The organism is Microcoleus sp. AT8-A3 (assembly GCF_036705675.1).
In the GTDB taxonomy this organism is placed as follows: Bacteria; Cyanobacteriota; Cyanobacteriia; order Cyanobacteriales; family Microcoleaceae; genus Microcoleus.
This window is the reverse complement of sequence record NZ_JAUBVD010000023.1, coordinates 11360-31837: the sequence shown is the minus strand read 5'-3', so window position 1 is coordinate 31837 and position 20478 is coordinate 11360. Positions and strand designations below refer to the sequence as shown.

At 44.3% G+C, this 20478-nt stretch carries 5 protein-coding genes and 1 pseudogene; 2 read left to right on the top strand and 4 right to left on the bottom strand.

Translation table 11 applies throughout. The annotated features are described in order from the left end of the window. Nucleotides 1–15: 15 nt before the first annotated feature. The gene (locus tag QUB51_RS15365; RefSeq protein WP_333261878.1) at nt 16–5376 is read right to left on the bottom strand and encodes a DNA/RNA non-specific endonuclease; all 5361 of its coding nucleotides are present in this window, start codon (nt 5374–5376) and stop codon (nt 16–18) included. A 528-nt stretch (nt 5377–5904) separates the two neighbouring features. On the opposite strand from QUB51_RS15365, the gene QUB51_RS15360 reads away from it, so the two are divergent. Then, nucleotides 5905–6378, top strand: coding sequence for a pentapeptide repeat-containing protein (locus tag QUB51_RS15360; RefSeq protein ID WP_333058348.1), 474 nt, complete (start codon nt 5905–5907; stop codon nt 6376–6378). A gap of 142 nt (nt 6379–6520) precedes the next feature. On the opposite strand, the gene QUB51_RS15355 is transcribed toward QUB51_RS15360, so the two are convergent. Together QUB51_RS15355 and QUB51_RS15350 are read right to left on the bottom strand one after the other, a co-directional pair. Continuing rightward, nucleotides 6521–6778: a hypothetical protein gene (locus QUB51_RS15355; protein ID WP_333058349.1), complete on the bottom strand. Its 258-nt coding sequence runs from the start codon at nt 6776–6778 to the stop codon at nt 6521–6523. 154 nt (nt 6779–6932) lie between these two features. Further along, a complete protein-coding gene (locus tag QUB51_RS15350) occupies nt 6933–8477 on the bottom strand; it encodes a DNA/RNA non-specific endonuclease (protein WP_333208450.1) in 1545 nt (514 codons plus the stop codon). 45 nt (nt 8478–8522) lie between these two features. Between QUB51_RS15350 and QUB51_RS15345 the strand changes: the two genes are divergently transcribed. Next, entirely contained in the window at nt 8523–9482 is a 960-nt protein-coding gene (locus tag QUB51_RS15345; protein WP_015179873.1) for a pentapeptide repeat-containing protein, read from the top strand. A 33-nt stretch (nt 9483–9515) separates the two neighbouring features. Here QUB51_RS15345 and QUB51_RS15340 read toward each other — a convergent pair. Beyond that, a pseudogene (locus QUB51_RS15340) lies at nt 9516–20075 on the bottom strand (DUF4114 domain-containing protein). Nucleotides 20076–20478 lie beyond the last annotated feature (403 nt).

The window sequence follows — 20478 nt, the reverse complement described above, 5'->3', positions numbered from 1 at the left end:
ACTAAAACAGAAAATCTAGACTTTTTCTAAAAGATTTTTTTGTACACTTTTGTCAGTAACATTTGAGAGAAAACTAAAATCAAAAGGTGTATTCGAGCCGGGAATAGGCCTGTTGTTAAGAAGAGTTTGAAGTTGTAGCAAGGTAATTCGCCAAGTTGCCACGTTTCTCCATTGTTCAGGGCTTTCGATGGGTTGACGATTTCCCCCTAAGAGTTGATTTAGAGGATGTTCTTGAGGCCAAGATTCTGGTTCTGAGCGGTTAGGAGTTATAAATGTAAACATAAGTGTTTCAGAGGTAATTTCACCATTTGGTTTAGGCAAAGCCATAATTGTTTTCCAGGTCCATTCAGGAATCTGAATATTGTTCTCAAAGTTTTGGGGGTTTGTATTCCCTCTGTTAATAAAAATACCATTGTTTGTTAGTTGATTTAAGAGTGCTGGAACATTAGTTTTTTTCTGAGTAGTCCAATTATTTCCTAAAGCACCGGCAATAATATAAAGTTCTTGCCCTTGCTGAACACGATCCTGTACTTTTTGTTCAATATTAAACCAAGCAGAGGCAGTCAATGGATTTGTAGAAAACAATCTATTATTGTCCATAGATTGTGCAATTAAATTAGTCCCCATATAGGTTTCTATGGCATCTTTAGAGTTTCTGTTTCTGTCTCGATCAGGAATTAAATGACCTTTATCCATTCCTACCCAAGGCTGCCGAAATATAGTACCATCAATTTGAGGCAGGTTAGAATTTGCTGAAGTGGGCGACAAAAAAGGATCTGCTATGAACTGGATGTCTGTTCTTGTACTAGATGGTACAGTCCACGATTTATTAACTTGCCAACTCACCCAGTTAGAAAGTTTTGTTTGAGTATTGTAGGATACTACATATCCTGGTTTTTCAATCAGTAAATTTGTTGGTTGTTCTTGAGTTAAATCCCATCTAGCGTTAGTAGGGTTGCCAAGCTTGAGGTGTGGACTCTTGAAAAATACATTATCTATGATAACATTTGCATTGTCATCACCTTCTAGGCTAAACGTCAGCTTAGCTGGTTTTCCTACAGATTTTGCGAAATCTTCGTAAGCCAGTAATTGCAAGGGTAACTGAAAAGTTTCAAATCCTGTTCTTCCAAATCCAATACTATTGATATTCTGGCTATATATTTTTCTGATTTCATCGACATCTTCTTTGTTGGCCTCAGCTACAGTAACGGAATCCTGAGCTAGATTTATTCTCTTTATTGGTATGTTTACTCCTTCTACTTCAAGTTTTACATTGAGTATTCCACTTCTGCTGGGAGCGTGAATATCAAACCGCAAATTTCCCCAATCATTTAGCATAAAGCGATTATGGGAGATGCTTTCACCACCTTTTAACTTCAGAGCATAATTGGGTTGATAATCTTGAGCTTGAGAGTTAATACCTAATAAGCTCAAGTAATTGGAAAAATTGGGAGATTGTTGAGCTATCTCATTCCACTCTACAAGGTTGTTGATAGGTGACACCAAAGTTGATGTGGCACTATTATGAAAAGACCACCCAGGAATTTCCTTAGAGATAGTATTCCGACCAAATTCTTCAGCCCCACTCTTATTAGGAATAAACTGGTCAAAATTCCCATTAAACAGAGTAGGAACCGCATAATCCCCCCGCATACCAGCAGAAAGAGTATTATCAAAACTCACCGGAACGCGCCCAACAGAACTCAACGTCCGTCGGTCTTTACCTCCACCCAAAACAGAATAAAACCAACCCTCACCAACCCCTTCACCATTGCCATTATCATACCAAGGTTTAGCAGCCGGGAAATTCGGATCGAACAATTCGGGTAAACCCATTTTACCCAACATATCGTTAACTGCTTGAGGCTTCTCAGAAGCCTCCACATGAGGATACTGAAGTAAAACTTCCTCCAGGTCTAAATCAACCGTCCCAGCATACCATCCAAATGCTCGCTTGTGCGTCCCTCCTACAAAATCATCCTTAGTAAACCCAATACGACTGTTTTCACGACCTGGTTCCTTCTCACGAGTACCGAGTAAAATCTCTCGGTCTGCCTTCCCTAAAGTAACACCATTAGCTTTAGGAAAATTCAGTCCAGCAGGTTTGGGATTCTTATCCAACTCCTCTTGTGGAAGTTGGCTCAAAGAACGACCATTAGGAGTAGCAGTACCACCATTCGGGTCAGCCACAGTCTGATAATAGTTATCAGCAAACGTAACATTATTCCAAACCTGAATTTTGGGTTCGTAGAAATCGCTGAAATTTGTGCTGATAAAGCCAGGTAATTGTAAATTCAAACTAGGTTGGTAGAAATCGTGCGGGTCAATTGTTGTCATTTGGAGGTCTCGGTCAGCCATAGATTTGCCGCCCGCTTGGGGGAAGAAAGTCCCTAAACGCTGTACAATTTCGCTATTGACAACCGTCCCTCGACTGAAGCCCATGAAATGTAGTGGCGAATTGAACAAATCCCCCTGCTGGCGAATCAGCTTCCCTTCGCTGTTGTACAACCGGTTTAATTGATTGCCTTGATACTCTCCAACCTTACCCCCTAATGCCAGATCCAACTGCACCAGAGAAGCAAATAAAGCATCAGCCGCACCCTCAGAAAAGCCAACGTCAGGAATGACTGATTCTCTGTCCAACGACCATTCTGTTAGCAACACTAACGGTTTGTTCTGGTTGAGGTATTTAATCTCCTTTCCATCTATAACTACCCCGGCTTTTAAGTTATTTGCCAAAGTTGATAAATAATTAGGTTCGCTGGTGTTAAGCCCCTCGGTCAAATTAGTTATCACCCGTCCCTGTATATCTATAGGAATCCAGTTACCTGTAGGCTTGTCGTAGCGCATAATTAACCCGCTGTTTTCCGGTGTATTACCGCTAACAGTGGCAATTTTGTTGGCCATTTGGAAAAAGGAATCAGGAATCCCAGACTGGTTAGGCAAAAGTGTAAAACCATGAGTCAACACGCTGACACTGCTGAAAGGACTGTTGCTATCAGGAGGTAGGGTTTTAAACTGCCCCAAATCTTTGGTCACAGCGCCGCTATTACTCACAGCTTCTACAGCAAAGTTGTAGTTCTGCCCCGCAGTAAGACTCTGAGGTAGCGTGAAGTTAGTGCTAGTATTTGCGGGGTCATTTAAAGGTTGGTTAAGAGGCGTAATCCCGTCATGGCCGTACCACTTGTTAGTATCTTTCTTCCAAGTCGCCGTCAGAATTCGGTTGGGATTGAAATCGTCATAACCGTTCCAAGGCTTAGAAAGAAGTTGACGCTTTTGTGTTTCCGAGAATCCGGGAAGGAGTGCCGAATCTGATAAATTGACAACCTTATCCCGAGGCAATAAGCCCTTCCCTTGCTCGAAGGTACTGACAAAAAGATTAACTTCTTTCACATCCTCCCAACCAGGAGAAAACTGCCATTGAAAAGTCGGAGTCAGGTCACTTGTAGTTGTACCAGGCCCCTTCAAATCCAGCCAATCAGTCGGTGCAGAACTCAAATCCCGTAAATTGCCTCCAGTACCGACTGGTGCGCGTGTTGTCCCCGGCAGCACCCCATAAGTAAACTGATTAGCAGGTCGATTCTCCTTAGTAATCCCATAGTCAGCAGCAATACTAACCGCCGGATTGATATCATCAATAGGAACCCTTGTGAAATCAGCCGCAGTCACAGACCTCGCCGTAGTAGCATTGAAGAAAGGAGACTTAACACCCCTGTCAAGACTATCAATTTTGAATTGACCGGGATTGTCCAGAGTTTTAATAATTTCCTCAACATCGAAAGCATACACGCTCCCGCTACCAGTCAGAGAAGGATAAGAGCCATAAAGGTATTTGTTGTCATTAGAAAGCACTAAATCGTTAGTAAGAGCCTCTGGAATCGGTCTGGTAGCACCGATTAATTGAGGATTCGGGCCCAAGGGGTCTTTAATAATCCCAATATTTCCCCCAGAACGCACATCTGCATTAGGGCCAAGACTTCCAGAATTGCGACCAGCCACAAACCCATACCGCCCATCCCGCGTTACAGTGACAGATACCCCCTCATTCACATCAAAATAATCAGTAGGAAAACCCAAACTTAAAGGGGCATAACTCACAGAAGCAGTAAAGTTAAGAGGGTCGTCCGAAGTAATTTCCAACACCCCAAAACCAGGCCCGTCATTCTGGTCAGTATTAATCAGATTCAATCCGTTCGTGAACACCATTTTCGTCGGCTCATTCGTAGCTGCTATTCCCTCGGTCTCCGAAATAGTAGGAATAACTCCAATTTGTTGATGCCACTTACGAGGATTAGAATCTTCATCCTTCGGTCGGTCCTTAGAGTCAATATTGATTGCATAAATCCGACGATTAGGCACTTGCTCATTATTATCAGAACCCGTGCCGAACAGCCGCCGCCCATCACTACTAATTGCCAACTGACTCAATCCTAATGGTGAAGTGACGTTAATAGTCTCAACTACTTTGTGATAAGTTGCCGAGTTAGGGTTGATGTCAAGGACGTAAATTTTCGCTTGATTTAAGTCGCCAATGTAAGCATAATCGTCTCTAGGACTGATGACTATTGACTTGGGTCTAGCGCCCGCCGGCAGGACAATGGGATTGACGCCTGGGGTATTTGGCTGAGTATCTACCTGTCGCAGTACCATTGCATCGACCAATGCCACTTGACCTGAATTCCTCAAGGTTGCGTAAACGCGATTTCCGTCGCTAGTCACGGCTGTTGATTCTGCCCAATCTGTGACACTGCTAGTCCCCACAGGAATTTGAGCCAACAGCAAGTCTTTGCTGTTTGTAGTATCAACCACTGATTCGGGGTTTTTACCGTTGAGAACCGCTACTCGGTCAGAACCGCCCAAGGCTGCAAAAACGTACTCTGCCCCCTGTGGCAGGCGAATTGGATTGCTGTGGTACTGGATTTCTTTGTATACTGGTGTAACACCTTTTTGCTCGACGGTCTGGTTCTGCTTCCTCTCCACTACGATGCCTGAAGCGCCCAGCACTACTGTATCAGGCACTTTAACTGCTACTTCATACTGATTGCCCCCAAGAGAGCGGCTGTGTGTCGGTACTACAGTCCCCTCATACATAGAGTTGCCTGCATAGAATTTAACTGTCAAATCCTCAAACTTACTGCCTTTGGAGTCGCTGGCATTGTTGACCAGAATGTTGCCCCCGGTCAGAAATAAGAGGGGCTCATTGTTCTCAAATGGTTGACCGGAATCATCCTTGAATTTCAGCTCAGCTTTTTGGAGGACAGGAGGTGTTGTGGGGTCAGAAGAAGTTGGGGCTGGCATATTCAAAGCTGCCTTAAATGTTGCAGTGCCGTCGTCGTTTCGCTGCACGCCTACCTCTGTTATGACGGGAAGTCCCACCTTGGGAATTGCTACTACCTGTACTGAAGATATGTCGCGAGTTACGGTAAAGGCCGGGGTGGTAACGAATTTGTCCGGGTCGATTAACTGACCGATATTTCCCTGGGGGTCAATGATGCCAAAAAATGCTAGGGGGTCAACTTTTCCTGAATCATTCTGTTTGTCTGTTAAAGATTGAGTCGCGGTTTGTACTGGGTTTTGTAAATCGGTTGATTAGACTTCTGCGCTGATATTAGTGTCAGGTGAAACTGGGTTAGATGTGGCTGGAATTAATGGGGCTGTTGGGGGCTGTGTAGTCGGCGGTTGTTGAGAATCTGAAATATTTTATGGCAGATTTGACAGAAAGTCAAAATTAAAATTATAATCGCGCTCTCGGTTGCGTTTGTTAAGAATACCTGTGAGTTCTAGGAGAGTAACTCTCTAAGTATCAGGATTTCTCCAAGCCGTTGCATGAGTTATGCGGTCGGGATATAGAGCATTAAAAAAAGTGCTATTGTTGATTGTGTAAATAGATACAGGAGTTGAGTTATGGAAAAAGAAAGAATAACTGTAGAAGAATTACTCAGACGCTATGCTACTGGCGATCGAGATTTTAGAAACATCATTTTGGAGTATGCAGACTTGAGCGGGGTTGAACTGCAAAATATTGACCTGACTGGTGCTCAATTTAACTACGTTAATTTGAGCCGACTCAATTTGCATAGGTGCGAGTTAGGGTCGGCTCAATTTTGGTACTGTAACTTCAGGGAAGCTAAAATCACCTCAAGTCATTTGGAATACAGTAGGTTTTTTGACTGTGACTTGAGAGGATTTAACAGCAGTAGATGCGACATAAGCTCGGTTAATTTTACTAGAGTCAATTTACAAGGTGCGAAGCTTGGGGGCTTTGGCGAAGACCCTTGTAACTACTGGGACGTTATTCGCCATGACGGAGTTTTTATTTCTGGTTTCACTTCCAATCTGTATCGCTCTTCCTGCAGCAATACTAACAGGGAAGTATGAGATTATAATAATATCCTAAAAAGTTATGAGAGTATGATTACTTCTGGGCTAAACGGAACTTCTTCCTGTAAGGCTAAGTTCCGTTTAGCCCAGAAGTAAAATATCAAGAAGGAGGAGAATATCTCCCTTGATTCTTCAGAGCTTACTGAATATCTTCTGGCAGATTTGACAGGAAATCAAACTTAAAGTCATAGTTGCGAACTTTGTTACGTTCGTTAAGAATATTTGTGAGTTGTGGAAGAGTAAGTCGCCAAGTATCTGGGTTCCTCCAAGTCGCTGCATTAGTTATGTTACTGCGAGCGCTGTCCAAAAAGGGAGAAAACACATCATTATTAAGCGGATTTGGAACCCCATCTGAGGATACATTATTCCAATCTGGTTCTGCTATGTTGGGCGTCATATATGCGAAAGCTTCTATGTTTGACGAAGTAACAATCGAGTTGTACTATTGAGACAAATAAACTATCTGCGGCTGCCGAGCGCCAAGCTAGAGTTGTGTGGTATTTGGGGATGAGTTTGCTATTGAGTAACCCTGGGAGCTACCACTTTATTTTCTATATTGAACCAAGCTGAAGCATCTGCTGCATTGTTGCTTCCTTGAACAAAAAATCGATTATTATCCATTGACTGGCAATCAAATTAGTTGTGAGGTAAGTTGCTAACTGGTCTTTAGGATGTCTCAATCTATCTCTGTCAGGAGACAAATGACCTCGATTCATTCCTAACCCCGTAAAGATATTTCCATCATAGGTAGACAAGCCACTAGCTAATAGATCGGGGTCAGTTATAAATTCCGGTCTTTCTCTTAATCCTTTTAGTAACTCTCCTGGTTGTGTTTCTGGTCTTGTAACCCATGTTTTGTCTACTTTCCAACCAACCCAGTTGGCAATTTTGGTGTCAGCATTGTAAGACACTGCGTACTGGGGTTTTTCAAGCAGCAAGTTGTTTTGATATGTACTGTTGCTAGGATTCCATCTAGCTTCAGTGGGATTGCCAAATTTGAGATGGTCGCTCTTGAAGAAAACATTATCTATGTAAACGGAATCGCCACCGTCTAAAGAAAAGGTTATTTTCGCTGGCTTCCCTCGAAACTCTGCGATTTCTGAATCAGTGAGGTTTAACTTAAGTTGGAAGGTTTCAAATCCTTTTCTCCCAAACCCAATCTTATTTTCGATATCAGAGTAGATATCCTTAGTATTCTGAATTTGATTGTTGGTACTGTCAATCAAAAAGTTTGCATCTTCTGCAAGATTGACGGTTACATCTTTACTTTGACCGTCGATCGTTTCAAGCTTTACATTCAGTTGTCCGCTTTGAACAGGAGCAAAAACATCAAACCGCAAATTACCCCAATCGGGTACAACAAACGAGTCATGGGTGGCTTGGGTTGGGTTCCCAGCTCCCAGGAGTAGAGCATAGTTGGGAATGCCATTTGAGGGCGGAGTAGCTCCAGGAATACCTGCTACATCAATTAGGGCGCTTTGCTTGAGTTTGTTATCAGTTCTATTGCTGTACCAGCCCGGAATATTTTGAATGCTATTCGGGTAAAAAATTGCATCAAAATTGCCATTAAAGAGCGTAGGAACTGCAAAATCACCCCGCATTGCAGGTATTGGGGTATTATCCTCGTAAACCGAAACCCGATTATTCTTCAAATACTCCTCAAAGTCACCCAACTCACTTTTACTATTCTTCCCACCATCAAAATAAGGTCTTACCTCAGAACCTCCCCCTAAAACAGAGTTGAACCAACCCGTACCAATTCCTTCCCAAGGAGCTTTAGTATCGCCCTGAGTAAAACTAGCATTAGTGTGGTCAGGAGTGTACCAAGTCTTAGTAGCATCAGCAATATTATTTTCAGCCAAATCACCCAAGCGACGGTAAATTGTTTCGCCATTCTCCGAAGGAAACTGACTTTCATTGAGATTAGCAGTCCCCGCATACCAAGCCAAAGCAGCCCGATGGGAAGCACCAGCCCCGTCATCCGGCTTAAAACCAGCCAGATTATTAAGTGAAACATTAAAACCAGAATTATAAAGTTTGTGAGGTTGAATTTCATCCACCAGGATACGATTGGGATGTAGTCTTGTCTGGCTCACGCTCTGCTATTATTAATATGTAAATATTTTATCTTAAAAAAAGTGATGAATAGCGAAGAATATCTCGAAGGGGAAGAAGAAACCGAAAAATTTATGCCGCTTCTATCCCTCTACGAACATCACCCAGAGATGGAAGGTCCGGAGGTTGTCAATTTGTACAAAGATGGATGGAGAGACTTTTCTGGAATGAATTTAGAAGGAATTGTTGTCCAAGGTGAATACCTGATCGATATCGATTTAAGTGGCTCTGATTTGCACTCAAGTATTTTCCAGGGGTGCGACCTGAGCGGTGCTAATTTAAGTGACACTAATCTAGAAAATGCTAATTTGAGGAGCACTTGCTTAGTGGAGGCAAATTTTAGCAAGGCTAATCTGACTAATGCTCAATTGAAGTATGCTGACCTGAGCGGTGCTAATTTGGAGAATACTAACTTAAACAATGTTAGCCTGGCTGAGACGAACCTAACTGGCACCAATTTTGTCTCGGCTCAATGGCAGAATATTGATACAGAATCTGCGTTGTTTTGTCATACTATTATGCCGGATGGCAGCTATAAAAGCGATCCAGTTAGAGTTCTTGAAACTCAAGAATTGCTACGGCGCTACGCTGCTGGAGAAAGAAGGTTTGAGGGCATAGTCTTGTATCGGGCCGATCTTAGAGGTGTGGATTTGCCTAACATTATTATGCCGAGTGCCCACTTTGCTAATGCTAACTTAAGCGGTGTCAATTTTCAAGAGTCCTGCTTGAAGAGAGTTAATTTTAGGGGGGCAAATTTGAGCGGTGCTAATCTGTGTATTGCTAACTTGAGAGGAGCAAATTTAAGCTATACCAATTTGAAAGATGCCAACTTATATGCAGAAATGTATGGTGTAGATTTTACAGAAGCTAACCTGAGTGGGGCTGAGCTTCTGTTCACGGAATCTGCATTCTTTCGTAACACTACCTTGCCCAACGGAGAAGTTATCATTGGTCCTAGTGAATATGCTTCTAATTGGAAAAGGTAGGGTTCTATTTGCCATCAATTTGATTTCTATAAATCATGGACGTGGCAAGTTTATATTTTGCTTGAGAGAATCTCGAATATCTCCAGGAATATTTGAAAACAGCTTAATATTTTTACCTTTAAGCAAGTTTTCCAGTTCTTCAAGACTAACTAACCAAGTGTTGGGGTCTCGCCATTCAGTCACATTTTTAATGGGAGATAAAACTCGATTTAATTGCAACCGCTCTCCAATTTCATAAAACGGGTGGACTATTCCTTGCTCCCCAGCATTAGCCCAGTCTAGCGCTGATGGTTCGGCTCTGTTAGGTGTAAGAAATGTGTAAATTTTGGTATTGCGATTAACATCAGGCACCCCTTGGCTAGGATGCTCTAAAACTAGATTTGTTTTCCATGTCCAGGTAGGAATGTTAATTCCTTGTTGCCGAAAAGCCTCAGAATTGGTAAGCCCTTGATACCTAGAATCGTTGGGGAGAGCGTTACTCTTTTTCTGTGGTTCCCAATTTGTGCCATAGGTACCCGCAACAACGTAAACTTGTTTACTACTTTCAGCTAAACCTGTTACTAACTGTTCTATATTGTACCACGCAGAGGCTTCGGCGGGATTATTAGGAGCGCTAAAAAACAGATTATTGTCAGCGTTTTGCGGGATTAAGTTGGTTCCTAAAAAAGTGGCTATGTTGTCTTTGGGATATCTTGTCCGATCTCCTGAAGGGATTATATGTCCTTTGTTAAATCCCAGACTTAACCCGTTATTATTTTCATAATTGCTACCACTAATTTGAGGCCAGCCATTAGGTAATGTAGGATCGGCGATGAAATCGTCAGCTTGGCGTTGTCCGCCAATCCATGATTTATTTACCTGCCAGCTTACCCAGTTGGGAGTTTTTGTCGTGCGATTGTAAGATGCTGTGTACTGCGGTTTTTCCAGTAACAAGTTTTCGCGATAGGGATTATTGTTTGGTTCTTCAGGACTGTACCTAGCTTCTGATGGATTGCCAAATTCAAGGTGACTACTCTTAAAGAAAACATCATCTAAATAAACTCTGGTATCTCCCTCAACTTCAAACCTCAATTTAGCGCTCTGACCTCGAAACTGATCTAGCTTACTGCTATCTACATGGAAAGTTTCAAACCCTCCTCTGCCAAAACCAATTTTGTCAATATCGCTTGCATATGTCTCTAGTTTATTTTCTGGATCTGCTGAGAGATTTATCTCTTTGAGAAGGTGACTGCCAGTACCAATAATTGGTTGCCCTTGCGAGTCTGTCTTTGGTGTAGTTTCCAGCCAGACCTTAAGTTTTCCACCACGGTTCTGAAACGGCGCGTGGAGGTTAAATCGCAAATCTCCCCATTCTGGCATCACAAAGTAGTTATGTACGATTTTCTTTGTCCCACCTACTCCCATTCTCAGGGCAAAATTAGGTCGAGCCACATCGTAGCTTATGGCATCTAAGTAACCGCTACCTATTAAGTCTTTTAAGCCGGGTGTGTTGGCTCTATTCTTTGCAACTTCCTCTCCGATGGTATACCAATCTACTAAGTGGGATTGTAAAACATCTTCAGAGGAACCATTAAATAAAGACCAACCTGGGATAGTTTGAGCGCTTTTTCTGCCAGCTACAGCATCAAAATTCCCATTAAACAAAGTAGGAACTGCATAATCACCCCGCATCCTATCTGTGTAGGTATTATCCTCGTAAACCGAAACCCGATTCTTCTTCAAATAATCCTCAAAGTCACCCAACTCATTTTTAGTCTTCTTCCCACCATCAAAATAAGGCCGTAATTGAGAACCTCCCCCCAAAACAGAGTCGAACCAACCCGTACCAATTCCTTCCCAAGGAGCTTTAGTATCGCCCTGAGTAAAACTAGCATTAGTGTGCTCAGGAGTGTACCAAGTCTTAGTAACATCAGCAATATTATTTTGCTCCAAATCACCCAAGCGACGGTAAATTGTTTCGCCATTCTCCGAAGGAAACTGACTTTCATTGAGATTAGCAGTCCCCGCATACCAAGCCAAAGCAGCCCGATGGGAAGCACCTTCCCCATCATCCGGCGTAAAACCAGCCAGATTATTGAGTGAAACATTCCAATCAGATTTCCAGTTCGTTCCCGAAAGTTCCCGCCCGTTAATTGTATTCCCAATACCATTAGTTTGGTAGTAATTGTCAGCATAAGTGACATTATTCCAAACCTTAATTTCCGGATCTTGAATATTAAGGAAAGGTCCAGAAAAAGAATTATCATCGTAATCGTAAGGGTCAATAGTCGTCATCTGAAGGTCGCGATTTGCGCTATTCGTACCTCCGGCATCAGGTAAAAACGTACCCAAACGCTGTACAATTTCACTATTAACAACAGCCCCCTGACCGAAACCAACAAAATGTAGCGGCGAGTTGAAAACAGCTCCTTGATTGCGGATTAACTTGCCCGTACTATCATAAAGTTTACCCTCCTTTCCGATAGAACCGCCCTCCTCCAAATCGAGTTGTACCATTGAGGCAAATAAAACATCTGCGGCTGCCTCAGCAAAACCCGAATTGTAAAGTTTGTGAGGTTGAATTTCATCCACCCAATTAGCTAGCAGCACTAATGGCTTGCCATATTGAGGAGACCGAACGGCGTTACTAAATATCCAATCGTTTCCTTCGGGGGCAACTGACTGCCACTTCCCAGTTGCAGAGTTATATTTCTGAACGGCACCTCCTTCTTCATAAATGTGTTTAGCAACTCCATTAAGTTGGTTGTCAATCAGTTGGCTGTGTTCCGGTTCGCCAGGCTCTAAACCCCGCGTTAAAACAGTGACGCTGCTGAAAGTATTGCTATTTTTTACCGTGGGCAGAAGAGTTTTAAACTCACCTGTTACGGGTTGACCTGTACCTAGCTGTTTTCCATTTTCTCCCAAAGCTTCCACAGCCCAGTAGTATTTCTGGCCGGCTGTTAACATGAGACTGGGAGGAAGAGTAAACTCCTCAAAGTTACCAGGCTTACTGACGCCGTTCCAAGTCCAATTACCAGTATCTTTACTCCACTTAGCAGTCAGGATACGATTGGGATTGTAGTCTTGTGCCGATGTTAGAGCCTCTAACCCAGGCCACCTATCCCCCGGTAATAATCCTTCCTCTTTGGGAAATACGCTGACATAAAGATTGACTTCATGAATGTCTTTATCTGGGTCTAAATTAGGAAGACCGCATTCCTCATTTTTGCCTTTAATATCCCACTCAAAAGTAGGAGTTAAAGGATTGCTATCATTCTCGCTATTACCAATCGGTCCCTTTAATTCCAGCCAATTTTTAACAGAAGCTATTGCCAAACCTTTAGGATTTCCGCCGATACCAATGGGAGCGCGTTTCGTGCCATCCGGGACGCTAAACTCAAAGTTATTAATCCAATTTCCCCCCGTAATTTCGTAGTCGGCCGCAATACTGACAAGAGGGTTGATATCGTCAATGGGCACGCGGGCGAAGTCGGCTTGGGTCGCATTTCGCTCAGTGTCAGTCGCGAAACCAACGGTACCCACTCCCCTGTCTCGTGCGTCAAGCTTGTAATTGCCGGGATTCTCTATAGCCTTAATCATTTCCTGAACATCGAAAACGTAGGAACTTCCTCCCAAATTTGTGGTGGGATAGGAAGCAATCAAATATTTGCCGTCGCTCGAAAGCGCTAGGTTGTTAGTTAAGCTGTCGGGAATCGGTCGAGTCGCAGCCACCAATTGAGGATTGGGTCCCAGCGGGTCTTTGATAATGCCTATATTTCCACCCTCGCGCGTACCTATATTTGCCCTAGAGTTGCGGCCGGCAACAAACGCATATTTCCCGTCTGGCGTTACTGTTACAGCCACTGCCTCGTTGACATCAAAATAGTCATTAGCTAGGCCCAGCGACAGAGGAGCGTAGCTGACTTTAGCACTAAAGTTGAGGGGGTCATCAGACTCAATTTCGAGTACCCCAAAGCCCTGGCCGTCATTCTGAAGCTTGATCTGCTCCCCATTACTTATGGTGAGGACACTAGCAAATCCGTTGGTGAACACCATTTTCTTGGGGTCGGGAGTAGCAGCTATGCCCTCTGTCTCTGATGCGGTGGGAATTACTCCAATCTGCTGCTGCCACTTGCGATCGTTAGAACCCTCAGCCTTCGGTTTGTCGGCGGGGTCAATGTTGACAGCGTAAATGCGGCGGTTAGGTGTTTGTTCGTTATTGTCGGAACCTGTGGCAAACAGTCGCCGCCCGTCGCTGCTGATAGCCAACTGGCTCAATCCCAGCGGCGATGAGACGTTAATTGTCTGAACAACGGTATGATAAGTTGCCGAATTCGGATTGATGTCGAGAACGTAGATGTTGGGGCGATTTTGGTCGGCAATGTAAGCATAATTGTCTTTGGGGTCGATAACAATAGCTTGCGGTCTGGCTCCAGAGGGCAAGCTAATCGCATCTACAGTCGCCGTTTCAGGAGTAGTGTCTATCTCTCGCAGGGCTATCAAATCCACCACAGACACGCGGCCGGTGTCGCGCAGAGTCACGTAGCCGCGGGTAGCATTGTTGGTAGGCGCGATCGACTCCGGTCGGTCTGATGGGATATTGGGATTACCCACAGGAATGTTAAAAGCAACCGCCAATTTATCGCTGGTCTGGGTTTCAACAGTTGATAAAGGGTCTTTGAGGTTAATAACGTTGATTTTGTCGCCCGTGCGTTCGGTCACCAGCGCCAATTCAACGCAGGTAGGGGCGAGGCGGATATTTTCTTCACTTTCTAGTTCGACAATCTCGTAATCTCCAGTACCCGGCCCGAAGCGCTTTTTCTGCTTCCTCGATACTACAATGCTGGATTCACCGACAGGTACGGTAATCGGAATTTTGACAGCAATTTTGTAGCGATTTTCTCCTAAATCTGTGTTTTTATCCGGTATCGAAATGCCGGGATAAGTTTTGTCGCCGACGCGGAAGCTGACAGTTAAATCCTCAAATTCACCGCCCAAATCATTGGAGTTATTCAGGAAATTGCTGCCTGTCAGGACGACGGTTGGGGATCCATTTTCCAACTTAAATTCAGCGGATTGAAGCACTGGAGGTGCGAAGGGGTCTGCTGGGAATAATGTCGGTATATTTAGAGTCGCTGTGACGCTGGGAATCCCTTCTGGATCGAGTTCGACACCCGCAGGAGTGACTACAGGTAAACCGACTTGTGGAATGGCGATGACTTTCAATCCAGATTGCAGGTATTTAGCTAAGTAAGCAAGGAGTAAGATTGTCGCGGCGAATTGAGCTCCGGTGGCGGCGGCGATACCGATTAAGCCGGCATTGGCTCCTAAAAAGGTGCTTTGGAGACCGAAATTAGTTGAGAGGCTGAGGGCTTTAGAAGTTTTAAGGGTAGCATCTACATTTGCGATAGTGAATAACTGTTCCAGTGTGGGAACTGGAGCTTGTAAAAACCCCAGAGTTGGAAATGCAAACATCGCCCATTCGCCACTATCTAAAACACCAGGTAATGGTGGGGAATTGGTTCGGATGGTACCCGAAGCATCGACGTAGCCGGATTCTTGAATCAGCCAAGTTGGGTTTTGAATATTGTTAGCATCCGGCAGCGAACCTTTTCGCATGAATAAAACTTCGGTACCGGGAGATAAGCCGGCGGGGGCTGGAATTGCTAATTGAGCGGGCAATTTCAGAGATTCATCACCCAAGTCTAAATTGAAGCCTCCGGCAAACTGCAAACCGTCGGGAAGTTGTAGGGATAGAGCATTGCTGCTTAGAGATGTCAAGCTAATAGCTGTATTTTCGGCAAGAGCACCGGGCGGCACCATCACAATTGAACCGTCACTGCCAGTAACTGCACCGCCATTTACTCCTAAAATTGTTCCGGCGGCGGCAGGCAGGGAGACTCGTACTGGCACGACTTGTTCGGCTGCTCCGTGAATGACGGTAACGTTAGTAACTCCTTCTTCTATTGCAGTAATAATGCCGTCTGAATTCACTTGCAATAAGTTGGAGTTTCCGGGGAAATAGCGAGTTCCTGTGGAACCGAATTTCAAATCGGGGGATTGGATGATCTTGTCAATTCCTACTAAAAGCGCTCGCCCCATTCCGGCTGTCATCGTGACTGCCTTGGGATAGACATTCAAACCATAAATCTCTGCTAATGCTTGATTGAATTCTGCATCGTTGGTTGGGGCTGGCAATTCTCCTACTCGCACTGCTGTTACTGCTTGCAAGTTATTTCGACTCGCGCTCAAAATTGAAGTACCGTTGATCAAACCCGTTACATTTCCAGCAGCATCTATTGGCGCTATTTCTGGATTGAATGAAGTGTAAGTTAAATAAGAATCCGGCAGCACGACATTCTGTTGGTCGGCAAAATCTCCCAGCACAATCAATTCCGTACTTTCTCCCGCATCCAGTCGGGGATTTCGCTTCACAAAATCTAGATTCAGCAGCGGAACATCGCTGACATTGACTGTTACCCGCGCGGGAGTTGAACTCCCAAAAGCGTCGCTGGCAAGGAAATCAAAGCTGGCAATTCCAGAGAAACCGGGTGCCGGTTTAAACGATACTTTGTTAGTTAAGGGATTGAAAATTACAGTACCGTTTACTGGATTGAGGACGCTAATTGTCAGAGGGTCGCCCTCTGCATCTGTGGCTAGATTGTCTAATGAAATAGTTGTCTCTAATTCTGTGTAAGTTCGAGCGCTTGTCGGCGAAACAACGGGCGGATTGTTGTCAGAATTCGGGGGATTGGCTTCGGCGAGTAATTGTTGTCCTAGCGGAGTATTGCGCCACTCTTTGTCAGGGTTGATGACTGTATCCAGCAGCGGTGCGTTTCCGGTCGCGCCGCTAATTTTAAAGATTAGGTCATTGTAATCTCTGTCCGAGTTAGGAGGCGACATATCTTCGAGGGCAAAGGTGTTGCCGCTGCCGGTAATGTCGGCTATTTGTAGCAGATGAGCGGTATCGTTGGGATTGGCTGTGGCGATACTAAATAAGGGACGGTTTTCGGGGAACAAATTTCCCGAATACGAGGATTGAAGCGATGACTGTACTGTACCATTGGGGACTAACATGACGGCAAAGGTGTCGCCTGGTAGCATGGAGAAAGTTTTGATACCCTGATATTCGCCGCTGCCCCAATCCCCGTCGAATGGCATCGCACCAGTAAATTTTGCGGATTCTGTAGAGTCGCTAATTACAATGTGTCCGTCGGTGGAATTGCTTAAAACTCTACGGGATGCTTCGGCGATAAATTCTGGAGTACCGGGTGTGAATGCGGACATTCCGGCCAGGCTGAAAATTCCGAGTTCGCCTTCAAAGGAGCCGCCATCAAATACATAGTCAAATTTGACTTTTCCTTGGTTATCTACAAGGAAAGTACCGGGGATTGGTAAATTGGCTGTTGTTGTTATTGATAAATTTGTTGGGGGATTGATATTGCTTTAGAAGTTGCCTGTACTCTGTGTGGAATAAGATTGACTGTCTGCAATACCGTCCGAAAATTGAGCCGATTCTTCTGCCTCTAACGGCAGCAAACCGCTCGATACATCTGCGGGTTTTGGCGCAATTTCGGTATCAGAATATGTGGGCTGGGCGACGGTAGTTTCTGTGGGAGTTGAATTGCTATTATAAGGGTTTGAATTTGGTTCTGGTGTGGATTTAAGAGTTGAGGGTGAAACGCTTGTTTCGACTGAGGCTATCTGTGCCGTACCTGCTGCTGTTTCTGATGGAGTTGAGAAAAGTGTCTGTATAGGAGAATCGGTTTGTACGCTAGAGTTTGAGTGAGAAATTAGCGGGTCGGTATCGAGAGAATTAATGACAGTTGCCGGGGAGTTTTCAGTCTCTAATTCTGCTGCTGTGAAGGTGACAGCGATGTCCGTATCAATTGTATCCGCAGTGAATTCAGCAAGAGCGAAATCGTCTGTTTTTGGTGGCAATTGTTGGCTTTCAAATTCGGCTGTTATTTCAGCAACAGGGATATCGCGTTCAACCGTATCATCCGCTTCGGGTGCGGCAACAATTGACTCAGTTTTTGTTGCCAATTTTTCTGTTTCTAATTCGGCTGCTATTTCAGGGAAAGCGGTATCATGTTCAATTAAATCGACAGCCTTTTCTGTAGCAATAATCTCAGCGGTTGTTGTGGAAAATTGTTCAGTTTCAAATTCGGCTGCGTTTTCGGTAACAGCCCGGTCATTTTCCTGAGTACCAGCAGCCTTTTCTGCGGGAATAACCTCAGAAATTTGGGTCGGCAATTGTGACGCAGTATTAGGAAGATTGTCATTGGTTTCTCTTGGCAATTCTTCGCCCCAATTATCGGCAATCTCAGATGTTTTTGCAGGAGGCTGTGACGCGATGGGAGTGGGAATTAGCAGAGTTTCAGCGGTTGGTGGGGAAGCAGCATTATTTACAGCATAGTCGGCTGAAGCCGGCAATTTAGGAATGCGATTAGTTGCAGTTGTGTCGGTTTTAATTAATTCAGCATCTGCTGACTCGCTGACAATTGATTCTGCTGATACTGGCCGTTCTATTTCCGAATTTAATTCATTAGGGCTAACACTGGGTGTCTCTGGGGGAGAGGCTGTTTGTTCTATTTGTTGCGATTCTTGAGTATCAGATTTGCCAACTGTTGATGTTTCTGTGGCTGGCGATTCTTGGCTGTCTGAGTTAGCAACTGTTGATGTTTCTGTGGCTGGCGATTCTTGGCTGTCGGATTTACCAACTGTTGATGTTTCTGTTTGCTGAGGTTTTTGTTGGTCGTTATCAGCAGTTATCGATGGTGTTTCTCCCTGGGATTTATCACCGGAATTGGTAACAGTTGATTCTCGGGTAAATTTCGGATCGGATTTATCCGATTCACCCTTCAGTTTTTGAATTAACTGGGAGTGAATTGATGCGGAGAAGGGGTCAACTAATTGGCTGAGGGGAATGATTTTAGATATAGCGCCCGTGACTCGGAATGTGATATCATCGTAATCCCGATCGCTCCCTTGAATCAGCCCCATGTCTTCCATGACGAAGAGTTGACCTTCGCCTGTAATATCGGCAATTTGACCGATACTGAAGCCGTCGCTGGGATTGTCTGTAGCTATTGAAAATAGGGGTTTTTTGTCGCCGCCGATTGCGGGGTTGTCGTATACTTGCTGTACGGTGCCGTTGGGTACTAGCATGAAGAAGAATTTGTCCCCAGGCGTCATGGCAAATGTTTTTGTGCCGAGGTATTGCCCGGAATTGAGGTTTTCTGAGCTGTTAGGATCGGTGTAATATGCTCCTTCTAAATCGTCATCCATTGCGATGTAGCCCTTTGTCGAGTTGCTTAAAGCTCGACTTGCTGCTTCTTTGATGAACGCCTCGGAACCGGGAACGAATTTTTCCATTCCGAGTAGGCTGACGATGGCTAGTTGTCCGCTATACCAGCCGCCGTCGGATGTGAATTGTATGCCGATTATTCCTTTTTCATCGACACTGAATGCGTTTGAGTCAAAGTTGATGTTGGTTGGGGGAGTTGAGGTTTGATCTGGTTCTGGGGTTGAGGTTTTATTGGGTTCTAGATTAGTGGCTGTATCTAAGTTTTTGGTGGTGGAGATTTCGGTAGGTGAAGTTTTGTTGGGTTCGGATTTGTCAGTGGTTGATGTAGTCGCAACTGAGGTTTTGTTGGATTCTGATTTATCAGAAGCTGACGCAGTTGCAGGTGATGTTCGATCTGGTTCTGATTTGTCAGTCGTTGATACAGTTGCAGGTGATGTTCGATCTGGTTCTGATTTATCAGTCGTTGATGTAGTTGCAGGTAATGTTCGATCTAGTTCAGGGTTTTCAGTGGCTGAGGCAGTTGCGGGTGATGTTGTATTTTCTCCTGAATTGTCAGACGTTGATGCAGTTGCCGATGATATTTTGTTTGGTGATGACTCGAAGAAGAGTGTAGTCTCTGATGATAAAGGCGTTTGGTGTTCTTCGGGTTTTGAAGTCGTTTCAGCGGTAGCGGGTAATGGCGTTTTGTCGGAAGCTTTTTCGCTCGTGGTAGATGCAGTTACAACTGGTAATGTTTTGTCCGAATCTTGTTCTGATTTTGTGGAGGCGGTTGGCGATAATTGTGTTTTATTTTCCAGCAATTGATCGGGAACAGCGGTTGTAGCTGCTGTGGTTTTATTTAGTTCTGAGCTGCTGATTGACGAGTTGACTGGAGGTATGTCAGTCGCAGATTTATTAGAATCAGAAGAAACGTTATTTGAGGCAATTCGATTTGGGTTGGTTAGGGGGTCTCCTAAGTCCGAGTCGAGTTTACCAATTAGGGGGTCAACTTCAGAATTTGTTGTATCCCTGAGAGTGCTGTTAGTTATCAGAGGGCTGGTGTTAGCCTCCGGTATGCTGTTAATATTGGAGGCTTTATTAATAATAAAAGCATCAGCTTCTGTTCGACTGAATTCGGATGCGGGCCCGCTTGCGGGTTCTATTAAGTTAAGTTGTTCGGGGTTTTGAGAAGAGCCCGGAGTTTGATCTAATAAGGTTTTGTTAGTCTGAATTCCCGGCCGTTGTGGGGCGAAAGTTGGGGCAAGTCCGGGAATTAAGGATTCCATTTCTGTTAAAGGTTCTCTAATCTGGTCGGTTAAAGGCACTCTGGGCGCTCCTTGAGAAATGGTTAATTTTTTTTAAATCATTATTCAGCGGTTGCTCATCATTATCGGCTCGGCTCGATGATAAAGATATTCGGGAAAATACATAATTTTAGAGCTTTTTTGGGTGTTGCTAGTCTGTTGGATTTCCAGTATATTTACTGGTAGTTTTTCAACTTATGCTAAATCTTTATGAAGGTAAGTTTTTTCAGGCAGGAAAATACTTAAATAACCGATCGCACACAGGGTCTCTCTTTGTTACCATCGGCTTGAATTATTATTAATCTGAGATGTTGCACCAATATCAATAAGGGGCTTTTTTGTAGGTGGGGGCGGGTTTATTTAACCTGTCTGCACCCCTTAAAGCTTTTGGTGAACCCGCGCCTACAGGTTTTTGATTGCGGGT